We start from the raw sequence: 21,628 nt of genomic DNA on the forward strand, positions 1-21,628 counted from the left end.
GATGAAATGAGCCGCTCCGCACCATTCCCCGGCGTCAATGTGAAGAAGGTCCACCGGACCACTGAGCAGATCGAGCGCGATAGGGCTCGCTTGGAGGAAATCGACGCCAGAGGCAGGCTCTACGTCTCCGCTGAAGAAATTGCCGCCATGCAGCGCGGACTGGCGGGCTTGCCGCGAGAGCAGCGCACTGTCGACTTGGCATTCGGCCCAAGCGGCGCTTGGCTGCGCCCCAACTGTCCTAACTTCCTCACCATGTTCAATTTCCTGCTCGAATACCGTCAGAAGACAGCGATGCTGCATATCTCCTGTGACTGCCCCTCGTGGGCAAAAGGCGGTGCAGCATGACCCCCACCCAACCCACACACACCACTACGGAAGCGCTTGAAGGAATTCGCGACGAACTCGATTTCCTCTTAATGGCGATCGGGGCAGGAGACCCGAAGGCTGAGTTGCGCTTGCGGGTCAAAGACCTGATTGCGTCGGTCGCAGCTCTCTCCACCGCACCATCAGGGGATGGAGTGCCAGGCATGGTGCTGGACCCAGCGATTGCCGACGTTGCAGCGGAACGCCGCCGGCAGATTGAGGCTGAGGGCTGGACCGCTAAGCACGATGACGATCACGATAAAGGCGAGATGGCGCGCGCAGCCGCTTGCTACGCCCTAGCCGACATCCGAAGCGCGACAGTCGGCCCGTATGACATCGAAAATCGCATGTGGCCTTGGGATTTGTCTTGGTGGAAACCCTCCAGCCCGCGCCGCAATCTCGTCAAGGCCGGCGCTCTCATAGCCGCTGAAATCGAACGTCTCGACCGGCTCTCCACCGCCTCTACTGCTGGGGAGCCAAAGCCATGAAGCTGACCGAAGCACAGCGTGAAGCATGGGAATGGACATACGAAAGAGGCTTCCGTAGCTGGCATGGAACGCTTGCTGGCGACCCATCCATGGCCGCCTTGACCGGCTTGGTGAACAAGGGGTTTTTGACAAAGTACGGCGGCAACGGCTGGCCGAGCTGCTTCGAAAGAAGCGAAGCCGGACGTTCCGCCCTATCTCAGAATAACAGGGGGACGGAATGAACGCGCGCGTACAGGAAGACCCAGCCTATAGCGAAGGCTTTTGGGATGCGCAGTCTGGCGAGCCGCTGTTTGACGGCGCTCACGAAGCCTACGAGGCTGGCTGGCGTGCATTCTATCGATGCCAAGAGCTTCTGAGCGATGCAGGCTTTGCCAAGCAGCCAGATGGGCGGTGGTCGAAAACCACTGTGGTGCGCAAATGAGCGCCGCCGATCTGATACAGCGGCTACGCGAGTTTGCGAAGGCGACGGCCGAAACCGTGACAGCCGAGAACGGCGAGCAACTGACCTACGAAGACAGCATCATATGGCTCGCCGCCGACACCCTCGCCTCCAAGGACACAGCGCTAGCCGAGATGAGGGTGGAACTGGAGCGGATTACGGGCCAACGCGATAATCTGTGGATGGCATATCTGCATTCCAAGCTGTGCTTTCATGGCGCCGTTCGTTCGACCAATCCAGATCAGCGAGCGCATAACGATGTCGAGCGGGCTATGGCGGGCAGCGGACCGAAGCACGGCGCCGCTCTGAATGTAGCAAAACACCTAGGTCGCATTCCCGCCTCCCTCCTGGATGAGGAGGTGGGACGTTGAAGCGCTCAGATTTCCCAGAGGCGGTTAACGGGGGCTTCACGCCAGCGACAACCAAGATTCGCTGCCCCAAATGCAAGTCGAAAGACATCTCCCTTTCTGAGACAATGGAGGCGTTCACCGTTTGGGACGTTGTGAGCGGGCGCCTAAACCGGGCGGGTGGCATTCACGAGTTCGGCAGCTATATCAACTTGAATGGCCAGTGCTCGAAATGCCGGCACTGCTGGAAGGTGCGCGGCGCAATCCAGATCACCGATGCCGTGACAGAACTTGACCCGAAAACCTTCCTGCCAATTGACGGTGGTGAGCGCCCATGACCCGCTCACTCACCCCGCAGCTTCCCCATCCCCCTTGCAGCCGCAACGAATGCTTCACGAGCATCTTCAGCAGGTCTAGTCCCATCCAGCACCTCTGCACAGACAACATAGGCTGCTGCAATCTCCGGGGTGACGGTATCAGTCTCGCTCACCCAGTTGCGCATGGCTTCCAAGGCGGCGTGGACATCGCCTATGCCCTGCATGCCGCGCGACCAGCGGATGGTTACGGGGCGTTTGAAGCGGTGCAGCATGGGGGTGCCCTGTGATCTGCCAAGCCTGTGGTTTTGAAACCACTTTCACACACGACCACCGCGCCGACAATTCCGGCCTTGACGATGGTCCTCCCCTGAAATCTCCCCGGAAGAGGCCGGTTCCGAAGAGTGCCGAGGAAACCCGCAAAATCCGCGCCCGAGTATGGGCACCGCGGCGCGAAAAGTGGGGCAAACATGGGCACCGATAGGCGGTTTTTGTAGAGCTAACCTACCAAATATGCTATTGTTTTTCAAAGGAAAATTCGATGTTTCTCAACCGCTATCAAGACAGGCCATCGACCCTGAAAGTCGAACATGAGCTTATCAACAATGATCGTAAGGGTACCGTCCATGCTCTGAACGAATTCCAGATCACCGTCTGGGAAGACGGCGAAGTCACGGCGCAGCGGAAATACTACGCCAAGAGCGACCCGCAAAGCACCTTCCCGAACATGACGGTCGAAAGCGGCTCGATCAATCTGCCGATCGATGACCTCGTTGAATTTCTGCTGGCGCGCATCACGCCGGAGGAACTTGCCGAGGGGATCATCAGCGATGACGACGCCCGTGCTGCCCTGTTGGAAAAGCTTGCGCGGCGCTACAATGAACCAGGGTTCACCGATACCGACCGCCGTGAATTCCTCACCAAGGTTCAGCAGCAGGTCTACGCCATCGCCGTGGACCGCGCGATTGAGCGCCTGAACAAAGATGAGACCAATGCGCGCGCTCGTGACGACTATTACCGCTGGAAGGCCGTAGAGATTGGCCACTATCGCGGCCTGTTTGAGTACGCTCAAAGCCTGCACGGCGATGACATGGACGCGCATCACCGCTTCACGCAGCGCTTCACCGCGCCTGACAAGCTGGCTGAGTACTTCAAGGACAACCGCGACCCGGCGGCGGTCGAGAGTGTCGGGCCGAGTTGGTATGAGAGCCGCGATTTCTGGCGCGCGGAACTGCTCAAGGCATTCCCAGAGCCAATCCTGCCGGCCGCTTCTCCCGAGTTCGCGAACCAATGACCCTCCACCAATCCCCATACCAGGGCAGAGCAGGGAGTAGGGCTAGGTGACGCGGACTCCCGACAACATCGCTTATCCGCCACGCGGGCTCAACCGAGAGGAAGCTGCGCGCTACATAGGCGTGGGCCCGACGCTGTTTGATGAGATGGTGGCCGATGGCCGGATGCCGCGACCGAAGCGCGCCAATAGCCGGGCCCTATGGGATCGCATCCAGCTTGACGCCTTTTTCACCGATCTGCCTGGGGATGATGGTAACAAGATCGATCGCATCTTGTCGGGGCGCAATCGTGCGGCTTAGATGCGATGATGGATGGATACCCCTACGTCTCGCCGTTCGAGGACAGGCACGGCACGACCCGATATCGCTTCAGGCGAGCGGGGAAGTCCATCTATTTGCCGGAATCGCCCGGCCATCCAGCCTTCGAGGAGGCCTATTCGGCCGCTGTGGAAGGCAGGGAGCCCCGTCAGGCGGAAATCGTCGCCCATCCGAGAGCAATCCTCCCCAAGAGCTTCGCCGACGCCTGGAGGCTTGTCCAGAAGGGCATCGAGTGGCGCAAGCTGGACGAGGCGACGAAATACAAGAACGAGCGCCTGACCAAGGAATTCCTCAATTCGAAGGTTGCCGAGGACGACCCGACGCTATGGGCCAAGATCCCCGTTTCGGACCTCCGGCGCCGGCACGTAAAGCTGATCCTGAAAGAGCATGGCGAGACGCCACACAAGGCCAAGCACATTCTAACCGCCGTTCGGCGGCTGATCACCGAAGCCTTGGATCAAGATTGGATCGAATACGACCCGTCTCTGAAGATCGGCTGGCGGCCGGAATATGCCGGCTGGCGAGCATGGACGGAGAAGGAGCGCGCCAAGTTCGAGACGCGGTGGCCGAACGGCACAATGCCGAGGGCGACCTATGCACTGGCGCTCTGGACAGGCAACCGGCGCGGCGACGTGGCATCCCAGCTCTGGACAGACGTGGATTTCGAGCAGGACCGCATCACGGTGCGGCAGGCCAAAACAGGCAAGGTGCTGCGCCTGCTCATGCTTCCGATGCTGAGAGACGCCTTGACCGACCTGCCCCGGCGAACCGATACCATAATCTCGAACGCCTATGGCAATTCGTTCTCGGAGAAGTCTCTCACCGGCATGATGGCGCACTGGACGAAGATGGCCGACATGGGGCCCGGATGCACCCTGCATGGCCTGCGAAAGACGCTGGGGAAATACCTGGCCGAGGAGGGCGCCACGTCGAAGCAGTCAGCCGGGATTCTTGGCCACGACGACTTGGACCATGTGGAATTGTACAGCAAGGACGCGGAGCAGGAGCGACTGGCCGTGGACGGCATGTCGAAGCTGCTGAAGCGGTTTGTCTAACCGATTGTCTAACCGGGTTGTCTACGCTACCGTCTAACCCGCACAGCAGGTGGGTAGTGGTGGGCCCGGAGGGACTCGAACCCCCAACCAAGCGGTTATGAGCCGCCGGCTCTAACCATTGAGCTACAGGCCCCACGCGGGCTGGATTAATGTTTTTCGCATCGCGGCACAAGGCTTTCCCGACGGGCTTCCGCAGATCGCCCAAATCAACCCATAATCGCGCTCTACGCGACCCCTTGCGACTTGATCGCAGACCAAGGAGATTTTCATGACCAGACATCTTTTGCCTCTCGCGCTCGCCACTGCAATCGCTTTTCCGGCGATGGCTGGAGCCGCCGATCTGCCGACGCCGCCCCGCATCATCGTGTCGGGCGAAGGCGAAGCAACCGTAGCCCCCGATCTGGCGGTCCTGACGCTGAGCGTCATGCGCGAGGCCAAAACCGCGCGCGCCGCGCTCGATGCCAACAATGACGCCATGGCCGCCGTGATCGCGGCGATGAAGTCCGCCGGCATCAAGGACCGCGATCTGCAGACCGCTGGCATCCAGATCAACCCGCGCTACAACTACACCAACAAGCCGGACGGCAGTCAGGAAGCCGAACTCGTCGCCTACCAGGTGACCAACACGCTTTCGGTGCGGGTGCGCGACGTCGACAAGACAGGCGAGGTCCTCGACAAGGCGGTGTCGCTAGGCGTCAATCAGGGCGGCGGCATTGCCTTCACCAATGACAACCCGGCAGCCACGGTCACCGAGGCGCGCAAGAAGGCGGTCGCCGACGCCATGGCCAAGGCCAAGACGCTGGCCGAAGCCGCCGGCGTCAGCCTGGGCCGGGTGCTCGAGATCACAGACCAGAACATCAGGCCGGCGCCGATGCCGATCAATGCCAAAGCCTTCGATGCCGCGGCCGGCGCGGCTCCGGTACAGGCCGGTGAGAACGCCTACAATGTGCAGGTCACCGTCACCTTCGAGCTGAAATAAGCGGCTCTGACGATCCGTGGCTGAGCCTGGCCACGGCAATCATCAACCAATAGCGTGCATGAAAAAACCCGCGGGATTGCTCCCGCGGGTTTTTTCGAGCCACACCCTTCAAACGGAAAGGGGCTCGGCTAGTCCAGACCAATCTTCGCAGAAGATTGTGTCTCCCGGCTGATCTTCGTAGAAGATCATGCCGCCGGCTGATCCTTGCAGAGGATCATGCCTCTTGATCGGCCAAACCCGAGCTTAGCGATAGATGACCGGGCAGCCGCGCTCATTGGCGAACACCACCACGACACGGTCGCCATCCTGGCGGCCCGCCACTTTTACCGTACGACGGTTGACGTCGACGATCCGGACGCGGTGGAGGCCCATGCGTTCGGCCTTGTCGAGGGCGCGGTCCGGCGAGCAGCCACGGCGCCAGTTGCCACGGCGCTCGTCACGGCGATGGCGATAACCGTCGTCACCGGTATAGACGCCGAAACGCGGATCGTTGTTGTTGCCGAAGCCGAGATAGAGGCTGTCGGCGTGAGCGGGAACGGCCGCCAGCGTGCCGAGACCGACCAGGGCCGAAAGGGCTGCCGTCTTGATCGTGTTGAACATCGTCTTCTCTCCTTTTTGCGGGCCTTCGCCCGTCCTCGTGAACCGATGGTGGGAGAATGCGCCTGCCTGTCTGAACTCTTTACGAACCTGCCGTTCATCTCCGGTTCATATGGCGGGAAAAGGAAAGTTCCCGCCATTCGCCGTCGTCCCCAGCCCTCGGTGAAGGCCAGAACGCCTGACTCGGCGCCCGGTTCCGACCCCGCGGATTGGCCGAATGTCTTCAAACGCGAGGCTCTTGCTCACCGCCGCTGGTCCTACGGCTCCTCGTCCAGTACATAGTCAAAATAGTCTTCCGGCTCGGCAAGATCGGTTTCGCTCGCCTTGACCCGGCCGCGCATCGAGATGCCGGCTTCATGCACGGTCTCGGCGCTGCCCGACACCAGCCGGTGCCACCAGTAGAGGTCGCGGCCCTCGGCCACCAGCCGATAGGCACAGGTGCTGGGCAGCCAGCTGATGGTTCGCACATTCTGTGGCGTCAGCCCGACGCAGTCGGGAACGCGCGCCAGCCGGTTGACGTAGTCCGAACAGCGGCAGGTCTCGGCATCGAACAGCCGACAGCCGACGCTGGTCCAGTATATCTCGCCGGTGTCCTCGTCCTCAAGCTTCGAAAGGCAGCATTTACCGCAGCCGTCGCACAGCGATTCCCACTCGGCCGGGCTCATCGCCTCCAGCGCCTTGGTTTTCCAGAATGGCGTTTCCATTTCCGGGATGTGGCCCCAGCCGCGGGCAAGGTCAAGCGCGGCAATGGTCGCAATTGCGGCTATCGCCAGGTGAATGACATGAAGTTGCCTTCAAAAGGTCGGTCAATCGCCCCGTACGGCCTCTATCCGTGCCAGACTGGAACCAATCGGCACAAGATCGGTTTCGGCAAGGATGGGACCCCACAAGGAGAATTTCGATGAAACGCCAACCACGGATTCTGGCAGGCACGGCACTCGGCCTGCTTATGGCATCCGCGCCGTTGGGCGCGTTCCCGCTTCAGGGAAGTGTCGCGTCCGGCCTTGCCCAGCGCACGGCAGCCCCATTCATCCTGGCGCAAGCAGCATGCGCCGAAGGCGAAGCCTGCGCACAACAGCAGCAGGCGGAACCCGAACAGAAGCGCGAGCGCAAGAAGGCCGAGCCTGAACAGCAGGCCGCGCCTGCCCAGAGCGAACAGCCCGCCGAGGAGCAGCAGCCACGCCGGAAGAAGCGCGACCAGCAGCAGCAGGCTGAGCAGGCGCCGGCCGAACAGGCCGCTCCCGCCGAGGAGCAGCAGCCGCGCAGGAAGAAGCGCGACCAGCAGCAGCAAACCGAGCAGGCGCCGGCCGAACAGGCCGCGCCAGCCGAGGAACAGCAGCCGCGCAGGAAGAAGCGCGACCAGCAGCAGCAGACCGAGCAGGCGCCGGCCGAACAGGCAGCGCCAGCCGAGGAACAGCAGCCACGCAGGAAGAAGCGCGACCAGCAGCAGCAAACCGAGCAGGCGCCGGCCAACCAGGCGGAACCGGCCAACGACAACCAGCCCGGCGAGCAGACCAAGCCGCGCAAGAAGAACAGGCAGGACCAGCAGGCCCAACCTGAAGTCGCCCCGGCACCGAAAGAGGCTCCCGCTGGAGAGGCGACGGCCCCTGCCGGCGAACAGCCCGCGGCCCAGGGCGAGCAGCCCCAGGACACGACGAAGAAGCGTGTCAGGAAACCTGTTGGCGAGCAGCCGGCCACAGCCGAACAGCCAGCCACCGGCGAACAACCGGCCAATAGTGAGACGGCAGCACCGGCACAGGGCGAAAACCCGGTGCAAGGCGAAGCACCGGCCGATCCAAACGCCGCTCCCATCCTGGACAGCCAGAAGGACGCCGAGCGCAGAGGCGGCCGCAAGCAGGGCGACAAGATCGTCCCCCAGGATGGCGAGCAGCAGAATGGCGGGCAAAATGCCCAGCAAGGTGGCGATCAGGGCCGCAAGCCGGTGGCTGCTCCCATCGACCAAGGTCCGCCGCCCACCGACGACAGGGCCGCACAACAGGAGATCAAGCCCGAGAAGATCGCGCCGGTGACCGAGGAAAAGGGCACGCGCGTAGAGCGTGCGCCCGATGAGAACGTCCGTGACCGCCGGCGTCCGAAAGGCGTCGACGTCGTCAGGGAACTCGGCGACCGCGTCATCCTGCAGTTCAACAACCAGACATTCGTCGAGAGCAATGACGCCCCGCGCATGACCCGCGGCGCCAGGAACGTCTACTATGAGGATCTGTCGGGCGACCGCACCCGGGAAATCGTCGAGCGTGACAACGGTGTTCAGATCGTCACCATCCGCAACCGCTATGGCGACGTCATCCAGCGTTCGCGCATTGCGCCGGATGGACGCGAATATGTGCTGAGCTATGTCGATGAGCGGCACTATGAGGACGACAGCGACTGGCGCGATCCCGGCGATGATCTGCCGCCGATGCGGCTGACAATCCCGCGCGAGGAGTACATTCTGGACTCCGAGGATGTCGAAGATCCGGACGACTACTACACCTTCCTCGAACAGCCACCGGTGGAGAAGGTCCAGCGCCTCTACTCGATCGACGAGGTCAAACGTTCGGCCCGCGTGCGCGACATCGCACGGCGCGTCGATCTCGACACGCTCAACTTCGAATTCGGCTCGGCCTCGATCTCCGACACCGAGGTGCAGAAGCTCGAGGGCGTCGCGACGGCCATGGAGAAGCTGTTGAAGAAGAACCCTGCCGAGACCTTCCTGATCGAAGGTCACACCGACGCCGTCGGCACACCGGAGGCTAACCTGGCTCTTTCCGATCGCCGCGCAGAATCGGTGGCCGAGGCCTTGACCAACGCCTTCGGCATCCCGCCGGAGAACCTGACGACACAGGGCTATGGCGAGGAGTATCTGAAGGTCAATACGTCGGCGCCGAACCGCGAGAACCGGCGCGTCGGCATTCGCCGCATCACCTCGCTGGTGGCACCTGTGGCCAGCAACAATTAGGTCATGATTTCAAAACCATGACCCGGTTTGTGGAATCGGCACGAGAAACATCCATCCCCGGCACCGCCGGGGATGGATGGATGTGACGGGTTCAACAAGAATTGTACGGGCATTAGACACGGCTCATTGAATCGCGGGCCCAGCCACCCCAGATTCGGGGCTGGGCGTTCCCTGCCCCGTCCCGACTCCAGCGGGACGCATTGAACCCCGCCGGACCTTGTTCGGCGGGGTTTTTTGTCTTGCAAACGGTGGCGGCCTGGCCGAATACGGCCATTGTCTGAGAGATAACCAGCCGGAATCATCCCATGAAGCGTCTCGAACTCGCCATCGAATCGATCATTCTCGCTTCACGCTGGTTGCTCGTCGTTTTCTATATCGGCCTGGCCCTGGCATTGGCCGTCTATGCGCTGTCATTCGGTAAGAAGCTTTATGAGTTCATTACCCTGGCGTTCACGCTCGGTGACACCGACACTATCCTCAAGATGCTCGGCCTGATCGATGCCGCACTGGTTGCCTCGCTGGTGGTGATGGTCATCATCTCGGGCTACGAGAACTTCGTCAGCCGCTTCGACGACCAGGAGGGTGGCGTGCACTGGCTGGGCACCATCGATGTCGGCTCGCTGAAGGTCAAGGTTGCCTCGACCATCGTCGCCATCTCGTCCATCCACCTTTTGCAGGTGTTTTTGAACTCGTCGACCTACACGACCGACCAGCTGATGTGGCTGACCATCATCCATCTCGCCTTCGTCGTCTCGGCCCTCATGCTCGCCTATATCGACCGGCTGATGGGCCTCGGCAAAGGCAAGAAGGATGAGGCGTAAGCAAGCGCCTGCCGGACCTTGAATCACCCCGGCAGGGTTTGCGCACTATCGCTTTGTTTGAACTAGGCTTTGCCGTGGCTCAGCCACGGCGGACGGCTTAGCTCGACGCTCACAATGACGCGGATCTAGTAGATGCTCTTGATCTTGCTGTCCGTGCGGGCAAACACCTCGTCAGGGACAAAAAAGTCACCGGCCAGAGGCCCTGTCGCACCTGGCGCATAGGCTGAAAAGTCGCTGACGCCCTCGGCGCGCAGCACCTCCTCGTCGATGTAGAAATTACCTGTTGTCTCGCGCGCCGGGCGCATGAAGATGGCATGCGCGGCGTCGGCCATGATGTCGGGCAAACGGCTCATCGCCGCCACCGTCGCGCCGCCGAGCAGATTGCGCACCGCCGCCGTGTCGATGGTCGAGATCGGCCACAGTGAATTGACGGCGATGCCGTCCTTGGCGAACTCCGCACTCATGCCCAGCGTGCACATCGACATGCCGAACTTGGCCATCGTGTAGGCGACGTGATTCCTGAACCACTTGGCCTTCATGTCGAGCGGCGGCGCCAGATTCAGGATGTGAGGATTTTGCGCCAACTTCAGGTGAGGAATGCACATTTTCGAGACCAGGAAGGTACCGCGCGTGTTGATCTGATGCATCAGATCGTAGCGTTTCATGTCGGTCTCGAGCGTGCCGGTGAGTTGGATGGCGCTGGCATTGTTGACGCAGATGTCGATGCCGCCGAATTTTTCCACGGTCCTGGCGACCGCCTCGGCCACCTGCGCCTCCTCGCGGATGTCGCACAAAACAGGCAGCGCCTTGCCGCCAGCCTGCTCGATCTCTTCGGCAGCGCTATAAATCGTGCCCGGCAGCTTCGGATGCGGTTCGGCGGTCTTGGCCGCGATCGTCACATTGGCGCCGTCGCGCGCCGCGCGCAGCGCGATCGCCAGCCCGATGCCGCGCGACCCGCCGGAGATGAACAGCGTCTTTCCCTTGAGCGACATTTCCTTGCGCCTCCCTTGCAACACAACAGGCGCAAACCTTTGCGCGGCAGGCGACCGCAGCGCAAGACCCGACACGCTGGACACCGCGTTACGCAGCGTAGGGTTTATGGCTAAACCAGCACCAGCCCTTGGCGCATCGCAATGGCAATCGCGTCGGTGCGGTTGGCGGCGCCGAGCTTGATCAGGATTGCGGCGACATGGAACTTCGCGGTGTGCACCGAAATGTTCAGCCGCCGCGCGATCACCTTGTTTGGGGCGCCCTCGGCCAGCAGCGCCAACACTTCCGCCTCACGCGGCGACAGCGAAGGCCGGGCGGCATGCTCGTCGGAGGCCTCCTCCTCGAACGGCTCGCCATCGCCGGCACGGAAATCCTCATCGCGTCCGCTTCCGCGCTCGCCCGAGACGCGATAGCCGGCCGCGGCCAGCCGCGCCGCCGCGGCGATCAACAAATCCTCCGCGCCAGCGGACATCACGGCCAGCACCTCACCGGCGGGCCGCTCGCCGCCAGCGCGTCCGGTCAGCAGCACCCGTGGAATGAGGGCCGGCACGCCATCACCAATGCTGTCGTCAACGATGGCGACGTCGGCTCTTCCACCGCCAGCCACGACCGGCAGCAGGTCATCGCTCGCGGCCAGCGAGGCCGCCAGGCGCTCGGCGCGTGACGCATCGCCAAGCGCAATCAGCACCATCAGCCGCCGCGAGACGGCACCGTCATGCATGATCCTGTCGCTGGTGAGCGTGTCCATGGATGCCCTCAGCTCAGCGGCTTTTCGCCGATTGTCAGCACGACATCGCGCTGTTCGCCGCCGCGCACGACACCGAGCGTCACCGAAGCGCCGGCACTGTCGGGTCCGAGCCTGCGGATCAGGTCCCGCGGGCCGTGCACCGCCTCACCGTTCCACGCCACGATGATATCGCCAAGAGAGAGACCGGCGGCCTTGGCGGGACCCTCGTCATCGAGGCTCATCACCATTGCGCCCTGCGCGTCGCGGTCGCGTACCGGGTGCAGGCCGGCGCCGAGATAGCCGCGCGCGACATGGCCCTTTTCGCGCAAGGTCGCGACCGCCCGCTCGATCGTCTCGTAAGGCATGACCAGCGCCCGGTGGCGCGGTCCAAACAACAGCATGCCGATCAGCGCACCCTTGGCGTCGAGAACCGGGCCGCCCTCGAAACGGCCGCCGGCGCCGACGGCAAGATTGATGCGCCGGTCGATGGTGCCGCCGCGCATCGAGCGCCAGGCCGGACCGACTTCGCCCACCGAGCCCGAAACAGCCAAAGCCGAACCGTCACTGCTGCCGATGGCAATGGCGATGTTGCCCGGCCGCACCGCATCGGCCCTGGCCAGCGGCGCGGCGCTGACGGCCTCCGCCGGCTTCAGCAGGGCAACACCGGTCGAAGGGTCGCGGCCAACCAGCTCGGCCTTCACCGTTTCCCCCGAGGCCAACACCAGATCGATCTCCTCGCCGGCCTCGACAGCCTCTTCAGCGGTGACGAAATAGCCGTCACGCCAGTGGAAGGCGCTTGCCGTGCGGTGATGATGCGTGGCGAAGCCAGCCGTTGCCGGCGCGGCCTTGGCGGCGAGATCGGCGACGGCTTGCGAAAACGCGCTCAGATTGAAATCGCTCATTAATGGTCTCCTGGGTTCATCCATGCCCCAGATATCGCTCGACAGCGCGTCCGCGGGTACTCGCCTGACGGCTAGTTGCCGGTTTGACTGGCCATCTGGTCAGGTCGCTGCGGTTCCAGCCGCTCCGCACATATAGTCACGATCAAGCCTGAACACACGGAGCCCTCCCATGGCCCTCGCCGCCGCCAAATTCCAAACCGATGATACGCTGCTCGACGCCTATTCGACGACGGTTGCCGACGCTGTCGACCGCATTGGTCCGGCCGTCTGCCGCATCGAGCGCGTTGGCGGTCAGGGCGGCCATGGCTCCGGCTTCGTCATTGCGCCGGACGGGCTGGTGGTCACCAACTTCCATGTCGTCGGCGATGCCAGGACAGTGCGCGTCTCGATGCCGGACGGCGCCTCGAGAGAGGGTCGTGTTCTTGGCCGCGATCCCGACACCGACATCGCGCTGGTGCGCGCCGACGGCAGCTTTGCCGACGTCGCACCGCTGGGCGATTCCAAGCGGCTGCGGCGCGGCCAGATCGCCATTGCAATCGGCAACCCGCTCGGTTTCGAATGGACCGTCACCTCCGGCGTCGTCTCCGCGCTCGGCCGCTCGATGCGCGCCTCCACCGGCCGGCTGATCGACGACGTCATCCAGACCGACGCAGCGCTCAATCCCGGCAATTCCGGCGGACCGCTGGTATCGTCGGCCGGCGAGGTCATCGGCGTAAACACCGCCATGATCCATGGCGCGCAAGGCATCGCCTTCGCGGTTGCCTCCAACACCGCCAATTTCGTCATTTCGGAGATCATCCGCTTCGGCCGCGTGCGCCGCGCCTTCATCGGCGTCTCGGCCGACACCGTCAATCTGCCGCGACGCGCCGCGCTCCTGTCGCAAGTGTCGACGAATACAGCGGTGCGGCTGCGCAGCGTCGAGAAGGATGGCCCGGCGGCCAAGGCCGGCTTGAAGGAGGGCGACATCATCGCCGCAATAGACGGCCGCCCGGTCACCGGCGTCGACGACCTGGTGCGCGTGCTCGACGCCGAGCGCATCGGCCGCGAGACACAATGCACCGTGGTGCGCCGCACCGGCGTCAGCCAGGTGACGGTGATGCCGGTGGCGCGAAGCTAGTGCATGTCGCCCAGAAGTGTGCCGCGGTTCTGGGACAACGAAGACTTTAAGGCCGCCGTTGCTCACTCCCCCTTCGAGGGAGCAACGGGGACATAGGCTCCCTTCAGGAGAGCTACGAGTTGCGCCTGATGATGCGTGCCTGTCTTGTCGAAGATACGACCAAGATACGTGCTGGCCGTGCGATAGGTGATGTTGGCGCTTGTCGCCGCCACACCAAGGCTATCCCCCGATGCCAATGCCGCTGCCAATCGCGCCTCGGCCGGCGAGAGGTCGAAAAGGCCCGTCAGGATGGTCGGCGAAGGCACCAGATTCGTCGGGTTGAGAGCCGTGGCTGCGATCAGTATGTCGGCGCCTGAGAGAAGTTCGTGCGCCAGACGGCGAAGAGGGATGAGGTGAACGATCATGGCCTCGCTATTCTCGCTTGGCGCTATGGGCACGGAGCGACCCGACGCAGCGTCACCAGTCCCGCTTGCAATCGCCTGCTGAAACAACTTGTTTGCCTTGGCATCGGCAAGGGCGAGCCCATCACGGGCCGTCGGCACGAACACAAGGGGCAGAGCGTCAAGCAGTTGATTGGTCGCCAGAACGCGTCCCCTGCTCGTCATCACCGCGGCCGGCAGGCCGATCGCCGCAAGCGCCGTGGTCGTAGCGCGCGCTCGTTCCAGCCGCAGGCGCGCACCAATCAGGCCGGCGCGCGCCAGATGTGGCCTCATGCGGTTGAGCTGGTCCAATTCGTCTCGGGATGGCCGATCATTGGTCAGCCAACGCTCCATCGTAAACAACAGAACTTCGCCTGTAGGCAGGGATATGAACGTACCGACTTCGCCACCGATTCCCAATGGCAGCGTCCGGTCGAGCCGCGTCCGATTGTTCTCGAGCGCCTCCTTGGGGAAGTAATCCGCGTCGTAGACGAATTCCGAGGGTGGGGGCAGCGTCAGCAGGAGTTGGGAGACACTGCTGCTCTTGAACCCGCCTTCCGCAGAGATGCCCTCCAGTATCGGCCGGACCAGGTCCGACGCGATGAGCATCGGGTCCAGCCGATCATCGAATAAACCCATACCGCCTCCGGCCGAGTTCGACAGTTCGCTCAACCTGTCGAAGACGTCTGGCCATAAATCGGGGACGAACGCCGCTTCATAAATTCGATCGACAAGATCTTCGGTCATTCAATGGTCCGCTCGCCACCTGCACTCGCATGATTGCATCGCACATCTGCTCAGAAATCAAACCTTTCTCGGCTTGGCATTACCGGATGATCATAAATTGCGTAGGAAACAGCCAACACGAAAACATAGTTCAGGTGCCCACCGCCCCCTCCGCGTACTGCGCCAGAAACGCCTCGCTCGGCGGAATCGGCTTGATCACGTCGATCAGCACGCCATTGGGATCCCGCGTGATGAAATGGCGCTGGCCGAAGGGTTCGTCGCGTAGAGAGCGCAGGATCGGCAGCCCGGCCGCGACGATCCGTTCATAGACCGCATCCGGGTCCCTCACCTCGAAGTTGATCAGCAGGCCCGACGCGCGGCCGCGCCCCTCTTCCGGGATCGTTTCATGGTCGCCCTGGACGATGCCGAGATTGACTCTTCTGTCCTCCACCGATTGCAGATGCACATACCAGTCGCTTTCGAATAGCGGCTGGAAGCGAAAATGCTCGACATAGAACGCCGTCGTGCCGGCGACGTCGCCGGTCATCAGCACCGGGTAATAGCTCGTCGTCCTCATCTTTCCTTCTCCCATCAATTAACATACAGTCTGCATGTAACTTCAATTAACATACAGGCTGCATGTATGCAACGCGATTCCGCGCGTCGTTCCAACCGTGACCGCACCGAGGCGACGCGCGCCGACCTGATTGCCGCGGCACGAAAGCTGTTCACCGAAAAATCCTATGCCGAGACCAGCACGCCGGAGATCGTCGCTGCCGCCGGCGTGACGCGCGGCGCGCTCTATCATCACTTCGCCGACAAGCAGGCGCTGTTTGCCGCCGTGGTCGAGCAGGAGGCGATGGCGGTGGCTGAGGAGATCGAGCGCGCTTCGCCGCCATCGCTCAATGCCCGCGACGCACTCATTGCCGGTTCCGACGCCTACCTCGCCGCCATGCGCGCGCCCGGCCGCACGCGGCTGCTGCTGCTCGACGGCCCGGCCGTGCTTGGCCGCGCTGCCATGGACGCGATCGACAACCGCCACGGCAACCGTTCGCTGCGCGAAGGGCTGGTCGCGGCGATGCGGGCGCAGACGATGACGAGATTGCCGGCCGACGCGCTGACCGCACTGCTCGGCTCCGCCTTCGATCGTGCCGCCTTGGCCATTGAGGCCGGTGCGTCAGTTCAGGACTACCGCGCCGTGCTCATGGCACTGATCGATGGCCTGTCTCTTCCTCAGGCACCTCGCCCGGTTCGAACTCGTTGAAGCAGCCGAGTTGGCGCTTGAACTGGTCGATCAGCCAGGCCGCCGCGGGCTTCGGGCTGCGATCGTTGCGGTGCATGGCAAACAGCGGCGAACTCACCTCCCTGAAGGATTCGAGGTCGATTTCGACCAGCCGGCCACTCGCCAGGTCGTCTGCTATCAGCCAGCGCGGCAGCCCGCCCCAGCCCAGCCCCTCGCGCATCAGCATATGCTTGGTGCGCACATCCGTCAGCCGCCAGGTGCGGTAGGCGAAGACGCCGAAGTCGCGCCCCTTGGTACGCTCCGACTGGTCGGTGACGACAAGCTGCGTGTGTTCGCGCGCATCCTCGATCGCCACCGGCTTCGGCAGCAGGGCCAGCGGATGGCTGGGCGCGGCAGCCAGCACGATCGACATGAAGCCGATGCGCACGAGATGCACATCGACATCGCCCAGCAGGCCACCAATGCCAAGGTCGGTCTGCCCGCTGACGACATGATCGGGGATCAGGCCGAGCGTACCGATATGCAGGCGCAGCATCACGGTCGGAAACTGCGCCTCGAACGCCTTCAGCACCCGCACCAGCACCGGCGACGGCAACGCTGCGTCGACCGACAGCGCGACTTCAGCCTCGAGCCCTTGATGATGGCCGTCGACGCGCGAGCGGATGCGCTGCAGCACACCGATCATGCGCCGCGCATCCTCCAGCATCGCCCGGCCGATCTCGGTCAGTTGCGGCTCGCGGGTACCCTCGCGCTCGAACAGTTTCAGCCCCAGCTGCGCCTCGAGATTGGCGATGCCGTAGCTGATGACGGACTGTGCCCGATTGAGCCTGCGGCCGGCGGCCGAGAAGCTGCCGGCTTCGGCGACTGTCACAAAGATCTGAAGTTGATCGAGGGTCGGGTTGGGCTGCATCGTGATATCTATTTTATAGATGGATCGTATAGAAAATATACCAGTTTATTGAATGGACCGAAAGCCCCATATCTGGCGGGACAAATCATTCCAATCGCTGGAGAGCCCAAAATGTCCATTCTTCTCATCACTTCGAGCCCGCGCGGCGCCGCCTCCCATTCGACCCGCATCGCTACCGAATTCGCTGAAAAGCTCGTCGCCGCCGATCCGTCGAACACGCTCGTCGTGCGCGACCTCGTCGCCAATCCGCTCCCTCATATCGACGCCGACTACGCGAGCGGCATCTACGTGCCGGCGGAAGCGCGCACTGCGCGCCAGGCTGAGGTCGTCGGCGTCTCCGATGTCGTGCTCGACGAGCTGTTTGCCGCCGACACCGTGATCCTGGCCACAGGCTTCATCAACTTCAACATCTCCTCGACGCTGAAGTCCTGGGTCGATCATATCTCTCGTTCCGGCAAGAGCTTTTCCTATGGCGAGAACGGCCCCAAGGGTCTCGTCACCGGCAAGAAGGTCTATATCGTGCTGGCTTCGGGCGGCATCTATTCCGAAGGTGCGGCCGTGCAGTTCGATCACGCCATTCCCTACCTGCGCGGCGTGCTCGGCTTCCTCGGCATGACCGATGTCGATGTCATCCGTATCGAAGGCGTCGGCATGGGTCCTGACGCGGTGACCGCAGCGCTCGCCAAGGCGACCGCCAAGGTCGATGCCGTGGTGGCAGCCAGCCAGGGTGTCGCGGCTGCCGCATAGGGAAAAGACTTAGATTGGAGGGCAGGCGCTTGGCGCCCGCCCTTTTTCAATGCGCTCCCCGCTTGTTTTCCTGACAGTAAACAGCGCGAAGCGACCAGAGTCCTTTGGGTGTGACTTGACGATCCACCTTGGTTCACTCACAATCACAATGAACCAAGTGGATCGAAACCATGACGGCTTTCACCGTACGCCTCCCCGACGACACGACAAACAGGCTCGACCAACTTGCCGAAAAGCTCGATCGCTCGCGCTCTTATGTGGCCGCCAAGGCCATCGAAGACTTTGTAGCTCGTCAAGAGTGGCAACTCGCTGAGATAGAGGCCGGATTGGCCGAGGCCGAGCGCGGTGAGTTCGCCAGCGAACAAGAGTTGGCCGCCGTGATCGGGAAATACGTCAAGCCCGCCGGCTGATCCATGAGCCGCAAGACAATCCGTTGGACCAAGCGGGCTTTGCGTCGGCTTGGCGAAATCGGCGCGCATATCGAGAAAGACAGTCCCGAAGCTGCCGCCCGTGTCATTGGGCGCATCTTGTCCGCAGCGGAGTTGCTTACCGAACAGCCGGCTATGGGTCGCGTTGGACGCATCAAGGCGACGCGAGAACTCGTTTTGGCCGATATCCCATATATCGTCCCCTATGGCGTAAGCGAAGATGCCGTCGAAATACTTACCGTCATACATGCCGCCCAACAGTGGCCAAAGAGCCTCTGAGCCAACTGGCCGCTGCCTTTCTAGCCGATGAAATGCCTGAGCAACCCCGCCGAAGCGACTCCGATCAGCACAGTCGGCAGCATGGAAAGCCGCGTGGCGGCCACCAGCGTAACAGCCAGCGCCAGAATATCCGCCGGGGACTTCGACACGAAGGCCGGTGCGATGACCGCAATCAGCACGCAACCGGGCGCCGCTTCCATCACCGCCGTGGCACGCCCGCTGAGCGTACGGTTGCGCAGCACGACATAGCCGCCGATGCGCGTGAGATAAGTGACGCCGGCCATCAGCACGATGGTGAAAAAGGTCGTTGCATCGATCATGCATCACTCGCCATCAGCCAGGCCGCGACCAGACCCGACATGGCGCCCGCGGCGACATACCAGGCGCCGGGAACGAAGAGATAGACCAGTGCCGCCACGACCAGGCTGACCAGCCAGGGTCGCGCCGCCGCCATCCCCGTCCACATGCCGCGCATCAGCACCAGGAAGACAGCCGGGAACGCCATGTCGAAACCATAGGCCCCGACGTCGCCGAGCATCGGACCGAGCAAGGCACCCAGCGTGGTGAAGACCACCCAGGTGAGATACATCGCCAGCGCCGCGCCCATATAGTAGCGCGGGCTGAAGGCCGGCGTGATGCCGGCAGCAGTGCGCTGTCTGGCATCGGCCAGGCCCAGCGCCCAGCTCTCGTCGCACATAAAGAAAAGCGCCGGAAACACCTTGCGCCGCGGCAGGTGGCGCAGGAACGGCGCCAGTGCCGCACCCATCAGCAAATGACGGCTGTTGACCAGGAAGGTGATGGCGACGATGAGCACGATGTGCGGCGGCGACGTCCACAATTGGATCGCCGCGAATTCCGAACCGCCGGCGAAATTCAGCCCTGTCATCGCGGACAGTTCGACCGTGCTCAGCCCTTTTTGCGTGGCCTGGGCGCCGAGCACCAGCGCATAGGGTATGGTGCCGAACAGCACCGGCGCGCAGGACGCCACGCCACGGCGGAATTCGGATCGCGAACCATTGCCCGCCGCCTCGACTGCCTGTGAAATGCTCATGCTCTGCCATCGGCCGGCCTTAAAAGCCGCCGCTTCCGGTTGCGTCTGGACTCTCGTGATGTCGGCGGCAAACATACCGATATCGGCCAGAAATTTGGTTGCAAAGATTGTTCTGTTTCGTCAAATTTTGGCATTGAGTGTCACAAATTGCCAAATAGATGGAATTCAAGGCCATGAAGCTGGATGAGATCGACAAGCGGATCCTGCGGGCGCTGCAGCGCGACGGCCGCATGGCCAACAACGATCTGGCCAAAGAGGTCGGCCTGTCGCCCTCGCCTTGCCTGCGGCGCGTGAAGCTGCTGGAGGAAGCCGGCATCATCGACCGCTACGTCGCAGTGCTGAACCCCGGCAGCGTTGGCAAGGGCCTCACCTTCTTCACCCGAATCTGGCTGAAAACGCAGGATGAGGACACGATCGAGCATTTCGCCACCGAAGTCGCCAAGCTGCCGCAGGTGATGGAGTGCTACCTGATGCTCGGCGATTGCGACGCCATGGTGCGCGTGGTGGCGGCCGGCATCGACGATTACCGCCGCTTCCAGTCGGAGCATCTGAGCCGCATAAAGGGCGTGCAGAACGTCAAGACCGACGTCCCCAGCCAGACGATCAAATACACGTCGGAACTGCCGATCTGAGCTGCCGAAAACGGCGTCACGTCAAACTGGATAAAAAATGCAACCGGATTGTAGGATCGAACCCGGTGCCGGCGTCCTTCGGGTGCAAGCAGCGCGCAGCGCTGCCTTTAGGCATGGGAGATTTGAATGAGCCTTTCCTATCGTTGGGTCATCGTCGCCGCTGGCGCGCTGATGTCCTGTGTCGCCATCGGGACGATGTTTTCGCTGGCGATATTCCTGGAGCCGATGGCGATCGACACCAACTGGTCGCGCGCCGGCATTTCCAGCGCCATGACGCTCAACTTCCTGGTGATGGGCCTTGGTGGCTTCGCCTGGGGCGCGATATCGGACCGTTTTGGCGCCCGCATCGTCGTGATGATCGGCGCGGTGCTGCTCGGGTTGGCGCTGGTGCTGGCCAGCCGCGCCGGTTCGCTGCTGAGCTTCCAGATCACCTATGGCGTCCTGGTCGGTCTCGCGGCAAGCGCCTTTTTTGCGCCGATGATCGCGCTGACCACAGGCTGGTTCGACACCAACCGCAGCCTTGCCGTCTCACTGGTCTCGGCCGGCATGGGCGTGGCGCCGATGACGATCTCGCCCTTCGCCCGCTGGTTGATCTCCGCCTATGACTGGCGCACCGCCATGTTCGACATCGGCATTACCGCCTGGGTGCTGCTGTTGCCGGCGGTGCTGCTGGTGCGCCAGCCGCCGAAGCCCGTCTTGGTCGACACCGGCTCCGCGCCGGTTGCCGAAGGTGCCGGCCTGACAGTCGGCCAGGCGCTGCGCTCGCCGCAATTCATCGTGCTCGGGCTGACCTTCTTTGCCTGCTGCGCGGCGCATTCCGGACCGATCTTCCATATGGTCAGCTATGCCATGCTGTGCGGCGTCGCCCCCATGGCAGCGGTCTCGATCTACAGTGTCGAAGGTCTGGCAGGCCTTGGCGGCCGGCTCTTCTACGGCGTGCTGGCCGACCGGCTGGGCGTCAAGCCGGTGCTGATCGCGGGCCTGGCGATCCAGGCGATCGTCATTGCCGCCTATCTGTCGATCAGCCAGCTTGAGCAGTTCTACATGCTGGCCGTTATCTTCGGTGCCACCTATGGCGGCGTCATGCCGCTCTATGCGGTGCTGGCGCGCGAATATTTCGGCCAGCGCATCCTCGGCACCGTGTTCGGCGCCGCCACCATGCTGTCCAGCCTCGGCATGGCGCTGGGACCGCTTGCCGGCGGCATGGTGTTCGATGCCTACGCCAACTATTCCTGGCTGTTCATCGGCTCTGCTCTTATCGGGCTCGGCGCGGTCGGCATCGCCATCGCGTTCCCGCCACTACCGCGCAGGGAACTGCAGCCGGCTTAGTTGGGGTCGACTTCCAAACCTTGCTGGCCAGGCGTGCAATCAGCCTGGCCCGTTCGGTCCGCCGCGGATCCTGTCCTCTGTTTCATCCGTTCCCCCTTGTGCGAGTGCGGAAGTCCACGGCCAACGTTTGCACCAAGCGACGACTTCGCCCACCCG

30 protein-coding genes and 1 tRNA gene are annotated in these 21,628 nt (G+C 62.9%); 19 read left to right on the forward strand and 12 right to left on the reverse strand.

All coding sequences use genetic code 11. The features are described 5' to 3' along the window. The first annotated feature begins 6 nt into the window (after positions 1-6). Genes NKJ67_RS20195 through NKJ67_RS20220 form a run of 6 tightly spaced genes read left to right on the forward strand, consistent with a single transcriptional unit; the run spans position 7 to position 1,975 of the window. A complete protein-coding gene (locus NKJ67_RS20195) occupies positions 7-345 on the forward strand; it encodes a hypothetical protein (protein WP_352582623.1) in 339 nt (112 codons plus the stop codon). Continuing rightward, positions 342-851, forward strand: coding sequence for a hypothetical protein (locus NKJ67_RS20200; protein ID WP_352582625.1), 510 nt, complete (start codon positions 342-344; stop codon positions 849-851). The genes NKJ67_RS20195 and NKJ67_RS20200 overlap by 4 nt, the downstream gene beginning before the upstream one ends. Beyond that, the gene (locus NKJ67_RS20205) at positions 848-1,072 is read left to right on the forward strand and encodes a hypothetical protein (RefSeq protein WP_352582627.1); all 225 of its coding nucleotides are present in this window, start codon (positions 848-850) and stop codon (positions 1,070-1,072) included. Before NKJ67_RS20200 ends, NKJ67_RS20205 begins: the two co-directional genes overlap by 4 nt. Beyond that, positions 1,069-1,272 (forward strand): hypothetical protein, encoded by a 204-nt coding sequence (locus NKJ67_RS20210; protein ID WP_352582629.1) that lies wholly within the window; start codon positions 1,069-1,071, stop codon positions 1,270-1,272. Before NKJ67_RS20205 ends, NKJ67_RS20210 begins: the two co-directional genes overlap by 4 nt. After that, positions 1,269-1,661, forward strand: a complete 393-nt coding sequence (locus NKJ67_RS20215) for a hypothetical protein (protein ID WP_352582631.1) — start codon at positions 1,269-1,271, stop codon at positions 1,659-1,661. The genes NKJ67_RS20210 and NKJ67_RS20215 overlap by 4 nt, the downstream gene beginning before the upstream one ends. Beyond that, on the forward strand, positions 1,658-1,975 hold the full coding sequence (locus NKJ67_RS20220) for a hypothetical protein (protein WP_352582633.1): 318 nt from the start codon (positions 1,658-1,660) through the stop codon (positions 1,973-1,975). Before NKJ67_RS20215 ends, NKJ67_RS20220 begins: the two co-directional genes overlap by 4 nt. 5 nt (positions 1,976-1,980) lie before the next feature. Here NKJ67_RS20220 and NKJ67_RS20225 read toward each other — a convergent pair whose 3' ends face one another. Next, positions 1,981-2,226 carry a DUF982 domain-containing protein gene (locus NKJ67_RS20225; protein ID WP_352582635.1) on the reverse strand — a complete coding sequence of 82 codons (246 nt, stop codon included), beginning with the start codon at positions 2,224-2,226 and terminating at the stop codon, positions 1,981-1,983. Positions 2,227-2,492: 266 nt separating this feature from the next. Here NKJ67_RS20225 and NKJ67_RS20230 point away from each other — a divergent pair, with 266 nt between their 5' ends. Genes NKJ67_RS20230 through NKJ67_RS20240 form a run of 3 tightly spaced genes read left to right on the forward strand, consistent with a single transcriptional unit; the run spans position 2,493 to position 4,616 of the window. Beyond that, positions 2,493-3,245, forward strand: coding sequence for a hypothetical protein (locus NKJ67_RS20230; protein ID WP_352582637.1), 753 nt, complete (start codon positions 2,493-2,495; stop codon positions 3,243-3,245). A 46-nt stretch (positions 3,246-3,291) separates the two neighbouring features. Beyond that, on the forward strand, positions 3,292-3,543 hold the full coding sequence (locus NKJ67_RS20235; protein ID WP_352582639.1) for a hypothetical protein: 252 nt from the start codon (positions 3,292-3,294) through the stop codon (positions 3,541-3,543). A gap of 5 nt (positions 3,544-3,548) precedes the next feature. Next, positions 3,549-4,616: a tyrosine-type recombinase/integrase gene (locus NKJ67_RS20240; protein ID WP_352582641.1), complete on the forward strand. Its 1,068-nt coding sequence runs from the start codon at positions 3,549-3,551 to the stop codon at positions 4,614-4,616. A 57-nt stretch (positions 4,617-4,673) separates the two neighbouring features. Here the strand turns inward: NKJ67_RS20240 and NKJ67_RS20245 are convergent. Next, a tRNA-Ile gene (locus NKJ67_RS20245) sits at positions 4,674-4,749 on the reverse strand. A 135-nt stretch (positions 4,750-4,884) separates the two neighbouring features. Between NKJ67_RS20245 and NKJ67_RS20250 the strand changes: the two genes are divergently transcribed. After that, on the forward strand, positions 4,885-5,595 hold the full coding sequence (locus tag NKJ67_RS20250; RefSeq protein WP_127809630.1) for an SIMPL domain-containing protein: 711 nt from the start codon (positions 4,885-4,887) through the stop codon (positions 5,593-5,595). A 243-nt stretch (positions 5,596-5,838) separates the two neighbouring features. Here NKJ67_RS20250 and NKJ67_RS20255 read toward each other — a convergent pair whose 3' ends face one another. Beyond that, positions 5,839-6,195 carry a hypothetical protein gene (locus NKJ67_RS20255; protein ID WP_127326311.1) on the reverse strand — a complete coding sequence of 119 codons (357 nt, stop codon included), beginning with the start codon at positions 6,193-6,195 and terminating at the stop codon, positions 5,839-5,841. Positions 6,196-6,449: 254 nt separating this feature from the next. Continuing rightward, entirely contained in the window at positions 6,450-6,896 is a 447-nt protein-coding gene (locus tag NKJ67_RS20260) for a YcgN family cysteine cluster protein (RefSeq protein WP_127318366.1), read from the reverse strand. A gap of 197 nt (positions 6,897-7,093) precedes the next feature. Between NKJ67_RS20260 and NKJ67_RS20265 the strand changes: the two genes are divergently transcribed. Both NKJ67_RS20265 and NKJ67_RS20270 read left to right on the forward strand, forming a co-directional pair. Further along, entirely contained in the window at positions 7,094-9,151 is a 2,058-nt protein-coding gene (locus NKJ67_RS20265; protein ID WP_352582644.1) for an OmpA family protein, read from the forward strand. 305 nt (positions 9,152-9,456) lie between these two features. Next, positions 9,457-9,972, forward strand: a complete 516-nt coding sequence (locus NKJ67_RS20270) for a TIGR00645 family protein (RefSeq protein WP_127269030.1) — start codon at positions 9,457-9,459, stop codon at positions 9,970-9,972. A gap of 125 nt (positions 9,973-10,097) precedes the next feature. Here NKJ67_RS20270 and NKJ67_RS20275 read toward each other — a convergent pair whose 3' ends face one another. The 3 genes from NKJ67_RS20275 to NKJ67_RS20285 form a co-directional block, all read right to left on the reverse strand. Further along, positions 10,098-10,964, reverse strand: a complete 867-nt coding sequence (locus NKJ67_RS20275) for an SDR family oxidoreductase (RefSeq protein WP_127326308.1) — start codon at positions 10,962-10,964, stop codon at positions 10,098-10,100. A gap of 110 nt (positions 10,965-11,074) precedes the next feature. After that, the gene (locus NKJ67_RS20280) at positions 11,075-11,710 is read right to left on the reverse strand and encodes a helix-turn-helix transcriptional regulator (protein ID WP_352582646.1); all 636 of its coding nucleotides are present in this window, start codon (positions 11,708-11,710) and stop codon (positions 11,075-11,077) included. An 8-nt stretch (positions 11,711-11,718) separates the two neighbouring features. Further along, on the reverse strand, positions 11,719-12,591 hold the full coding sequence (locus NKJ67_RS20285) for a S1C family serine protease (protein WP_352582648.1): 873 nt from the start codon (positions 12,589-12,591) through the stop codon (positions 11,719-11,721). Positions 12,592-12,760: 169 nt separating this feature from the next. On the opposite strand from NKJ67_RS20285, the gene NKJ67_RS20290 reads away from it, so the two are divergent. Beyond that, positions 12,761-13,708 (forward strand): S1C family serine protease, encoded by a 948-nt coding sequence (locus NKJ67_RS20290; RefSeq protein ID WP_352582650.1) that lies wholly within the window; start codon positions 12,761-12,763, stop codon positions 13,706-13,708. Positions 13,709-13,770: 62 nt separating this feature from the next. Here the strand turns inward: NKJ67_RS20290 and NKJ67_RS20295 are convergent, their stop codons facing one another. Both NKJ67_RS20295 and NKJ67_RS20300 read right to left on the reverse strand, forming a co-directional pair. Beyond that, a complete protein-coding gene (locus tag NKJ67_RS20295; RefSeq protein WP_128307549.1) occupies positions 13,771-14,874 on the reverse strand; it encodes a helix-turn-helix transcriptional regulator in 1,104 nt (367 codons plus the stop codon). A gap of 130 nt (positions 14,875-15,004) precedes the next feature. Next, entirely contained in the window at positions 15,005-15,430 is a 426-nt protein-coding gene (locus tag NKJ67_RS20300) for a VOC family protein (RefSeq protein ID WP_352582652.1), read from the reverse strand. A 66-nt stretch (positions 15,431-15,496) separates the two neighbouring features. On the opposite strand from NKJ67_RS20300, the gene NKJ67_RS20305 reads away from it, so the two are divergent. Beyond that, positions 15,497-16,117 (forward strand): TetR/AcrR family transcriptional regulator, encoded by a 621-nt coding sequence (locus NKJ67_RS20305; protein ID WP_352582654.1) that lies wholly within the window; start codon positions 15,497-15,499, stop codon positions 16,115-16,117. Here NKJ67_RS20305 and NKJ67_RS20310 read toward each other — a convergent pair. After that, positions 16,056-17,006, reverse strand: coding sequence for a LysR family transcriptional regulator (locus NKJ67_RS20310; protein ID WP_352582656.1), 951 nt, complete (start codon positions 17,004-17,006; stop codon positions 16,056-16,058). The two genes, NKJ67_RS20305 and NKJ67_RS20310, sit on opposite strands and share 62 nt — an antisense overlap. Positions 17,007-17,117: 111 nt before the next feature. On the opposite strand from NKJ67_RS20310, the gene NKJ67_RS20315 reads away from it, so the two are divergent. The 3 genes from NKJ67_RS20315 to NKJ67_RS20325 all read left to right on the forward strand — a co-directional run bounded on the left by NKJ67_RS20315 (position 17,118) and on the right by NKJ67_RS20325 (position 18,460). Further along, a complete protein-coding gene (locus NKJ67_RS20315; RefSeq protein ID WP_127268106.1) occupies positions 17,118-17,753 on the forward strand; it encodes an FMN-dependent NADH-azoreductase in 636 nt (211 codons plus the stop codon). A gap of 170 nt (positions 17,754-17,923) precedes the next feature. Continuing rightward, on the forward strand, positions 17,924-18,163 hold the full coding sequence (locus NKJ67_RS20320) for a CopG family ribbon-helix-helix protein (protein WP_127256140.1): 240 nt from the start codon (positions 17,924-17,926) through the stop codon (positions 18,161-18,163). Between the two features lie 3 nt (positions 18,164-18,166). Continuing rightward, positions 18,167-18,460, forward strand: coding sequence for a type II toxin-antitoxin system RelE/ParE family toxin (locus tag NKJ67_RS20325; protein WP_352582658.1), 294 nt, complete (start codon positions 18,167-18,169; stop codon positions 18,458-18,460). A gap of 20 nt (positions 18,461-18,480) precedes the next feature. Here the strand turns inward: NKJ67_RS20325 and NKJ67_RS20330 are convergent, their stop codons facing one another. Together NKJ67_RS20330 and NKJ67_RS20335 are read right to left on the reverse strand one after the other, a co-directional pair. Continuing rightward, on the reverse strand, positions 18,481-18,780 hold the full coding sequence (locus tag NKJ67_RS20330; RefSeq protein ID WP_127326299.1) for an AzlD family protein: 300 nt from the start codon (positions 18,778-18,780) through the stop codon (positions 18,481-18,483). Beyond that, positions 18,777-19,511, reverse strand: coding sequence for an AzlC family ABC transporter permease (locus NKJ67_RS20335; RefSeq protein WP_352582660.1), 735 nt, complete (start codon positions 19,509-19,511; stop codon positions 18,777-18,779). Before NKJ67_RS20335 ends, NKJ67_RS20330 begins: the two co-directional genes overlap by 4 nt. 173 nt (positions 19,512-19,684) lie before the next feature. On the opposite strand from NKJ67_RS20335, the gene NKJ67_RS20340 reads away from it, so the two are divergent. Together NKJ67_RS20340 and NKJ67_RS20345 are read left to right on the forward strand one after the other, a co-directional pair. After that, entirely contained in the window at positions 19,685-20,143 is a 459-nt protein-coding gene (locus NKJ67_RS20340) for an Lrp/AsnC family transcriptional regulator (protein ID WP_352582662.1), read from the forward strand. A gap of 126 nt (positions 20,144-20,269) precedes the next feature. After that, on the forward strand, positions 20,270-21,472 hold the full coding sequence (locus tag NKJ67_RS20345; RefSeq protein ID WP_127321868.1) for an MFS transporter: 1,203 nt from the start codon (positions 20,270-20,272) through the stop codon (positions 21,470-21,472). Positions 21,473-21,628 lie beyond the last annotated feature (156 nt).

This window comes from Mesorhizobium sp. M0088, assembly GCF_040322895.1.
GTDB lineage: Bacteria > Pseudomonadota > Alphaproteobacteria > Rhizobiales > Rhizobiaceae > Mesorhizobium.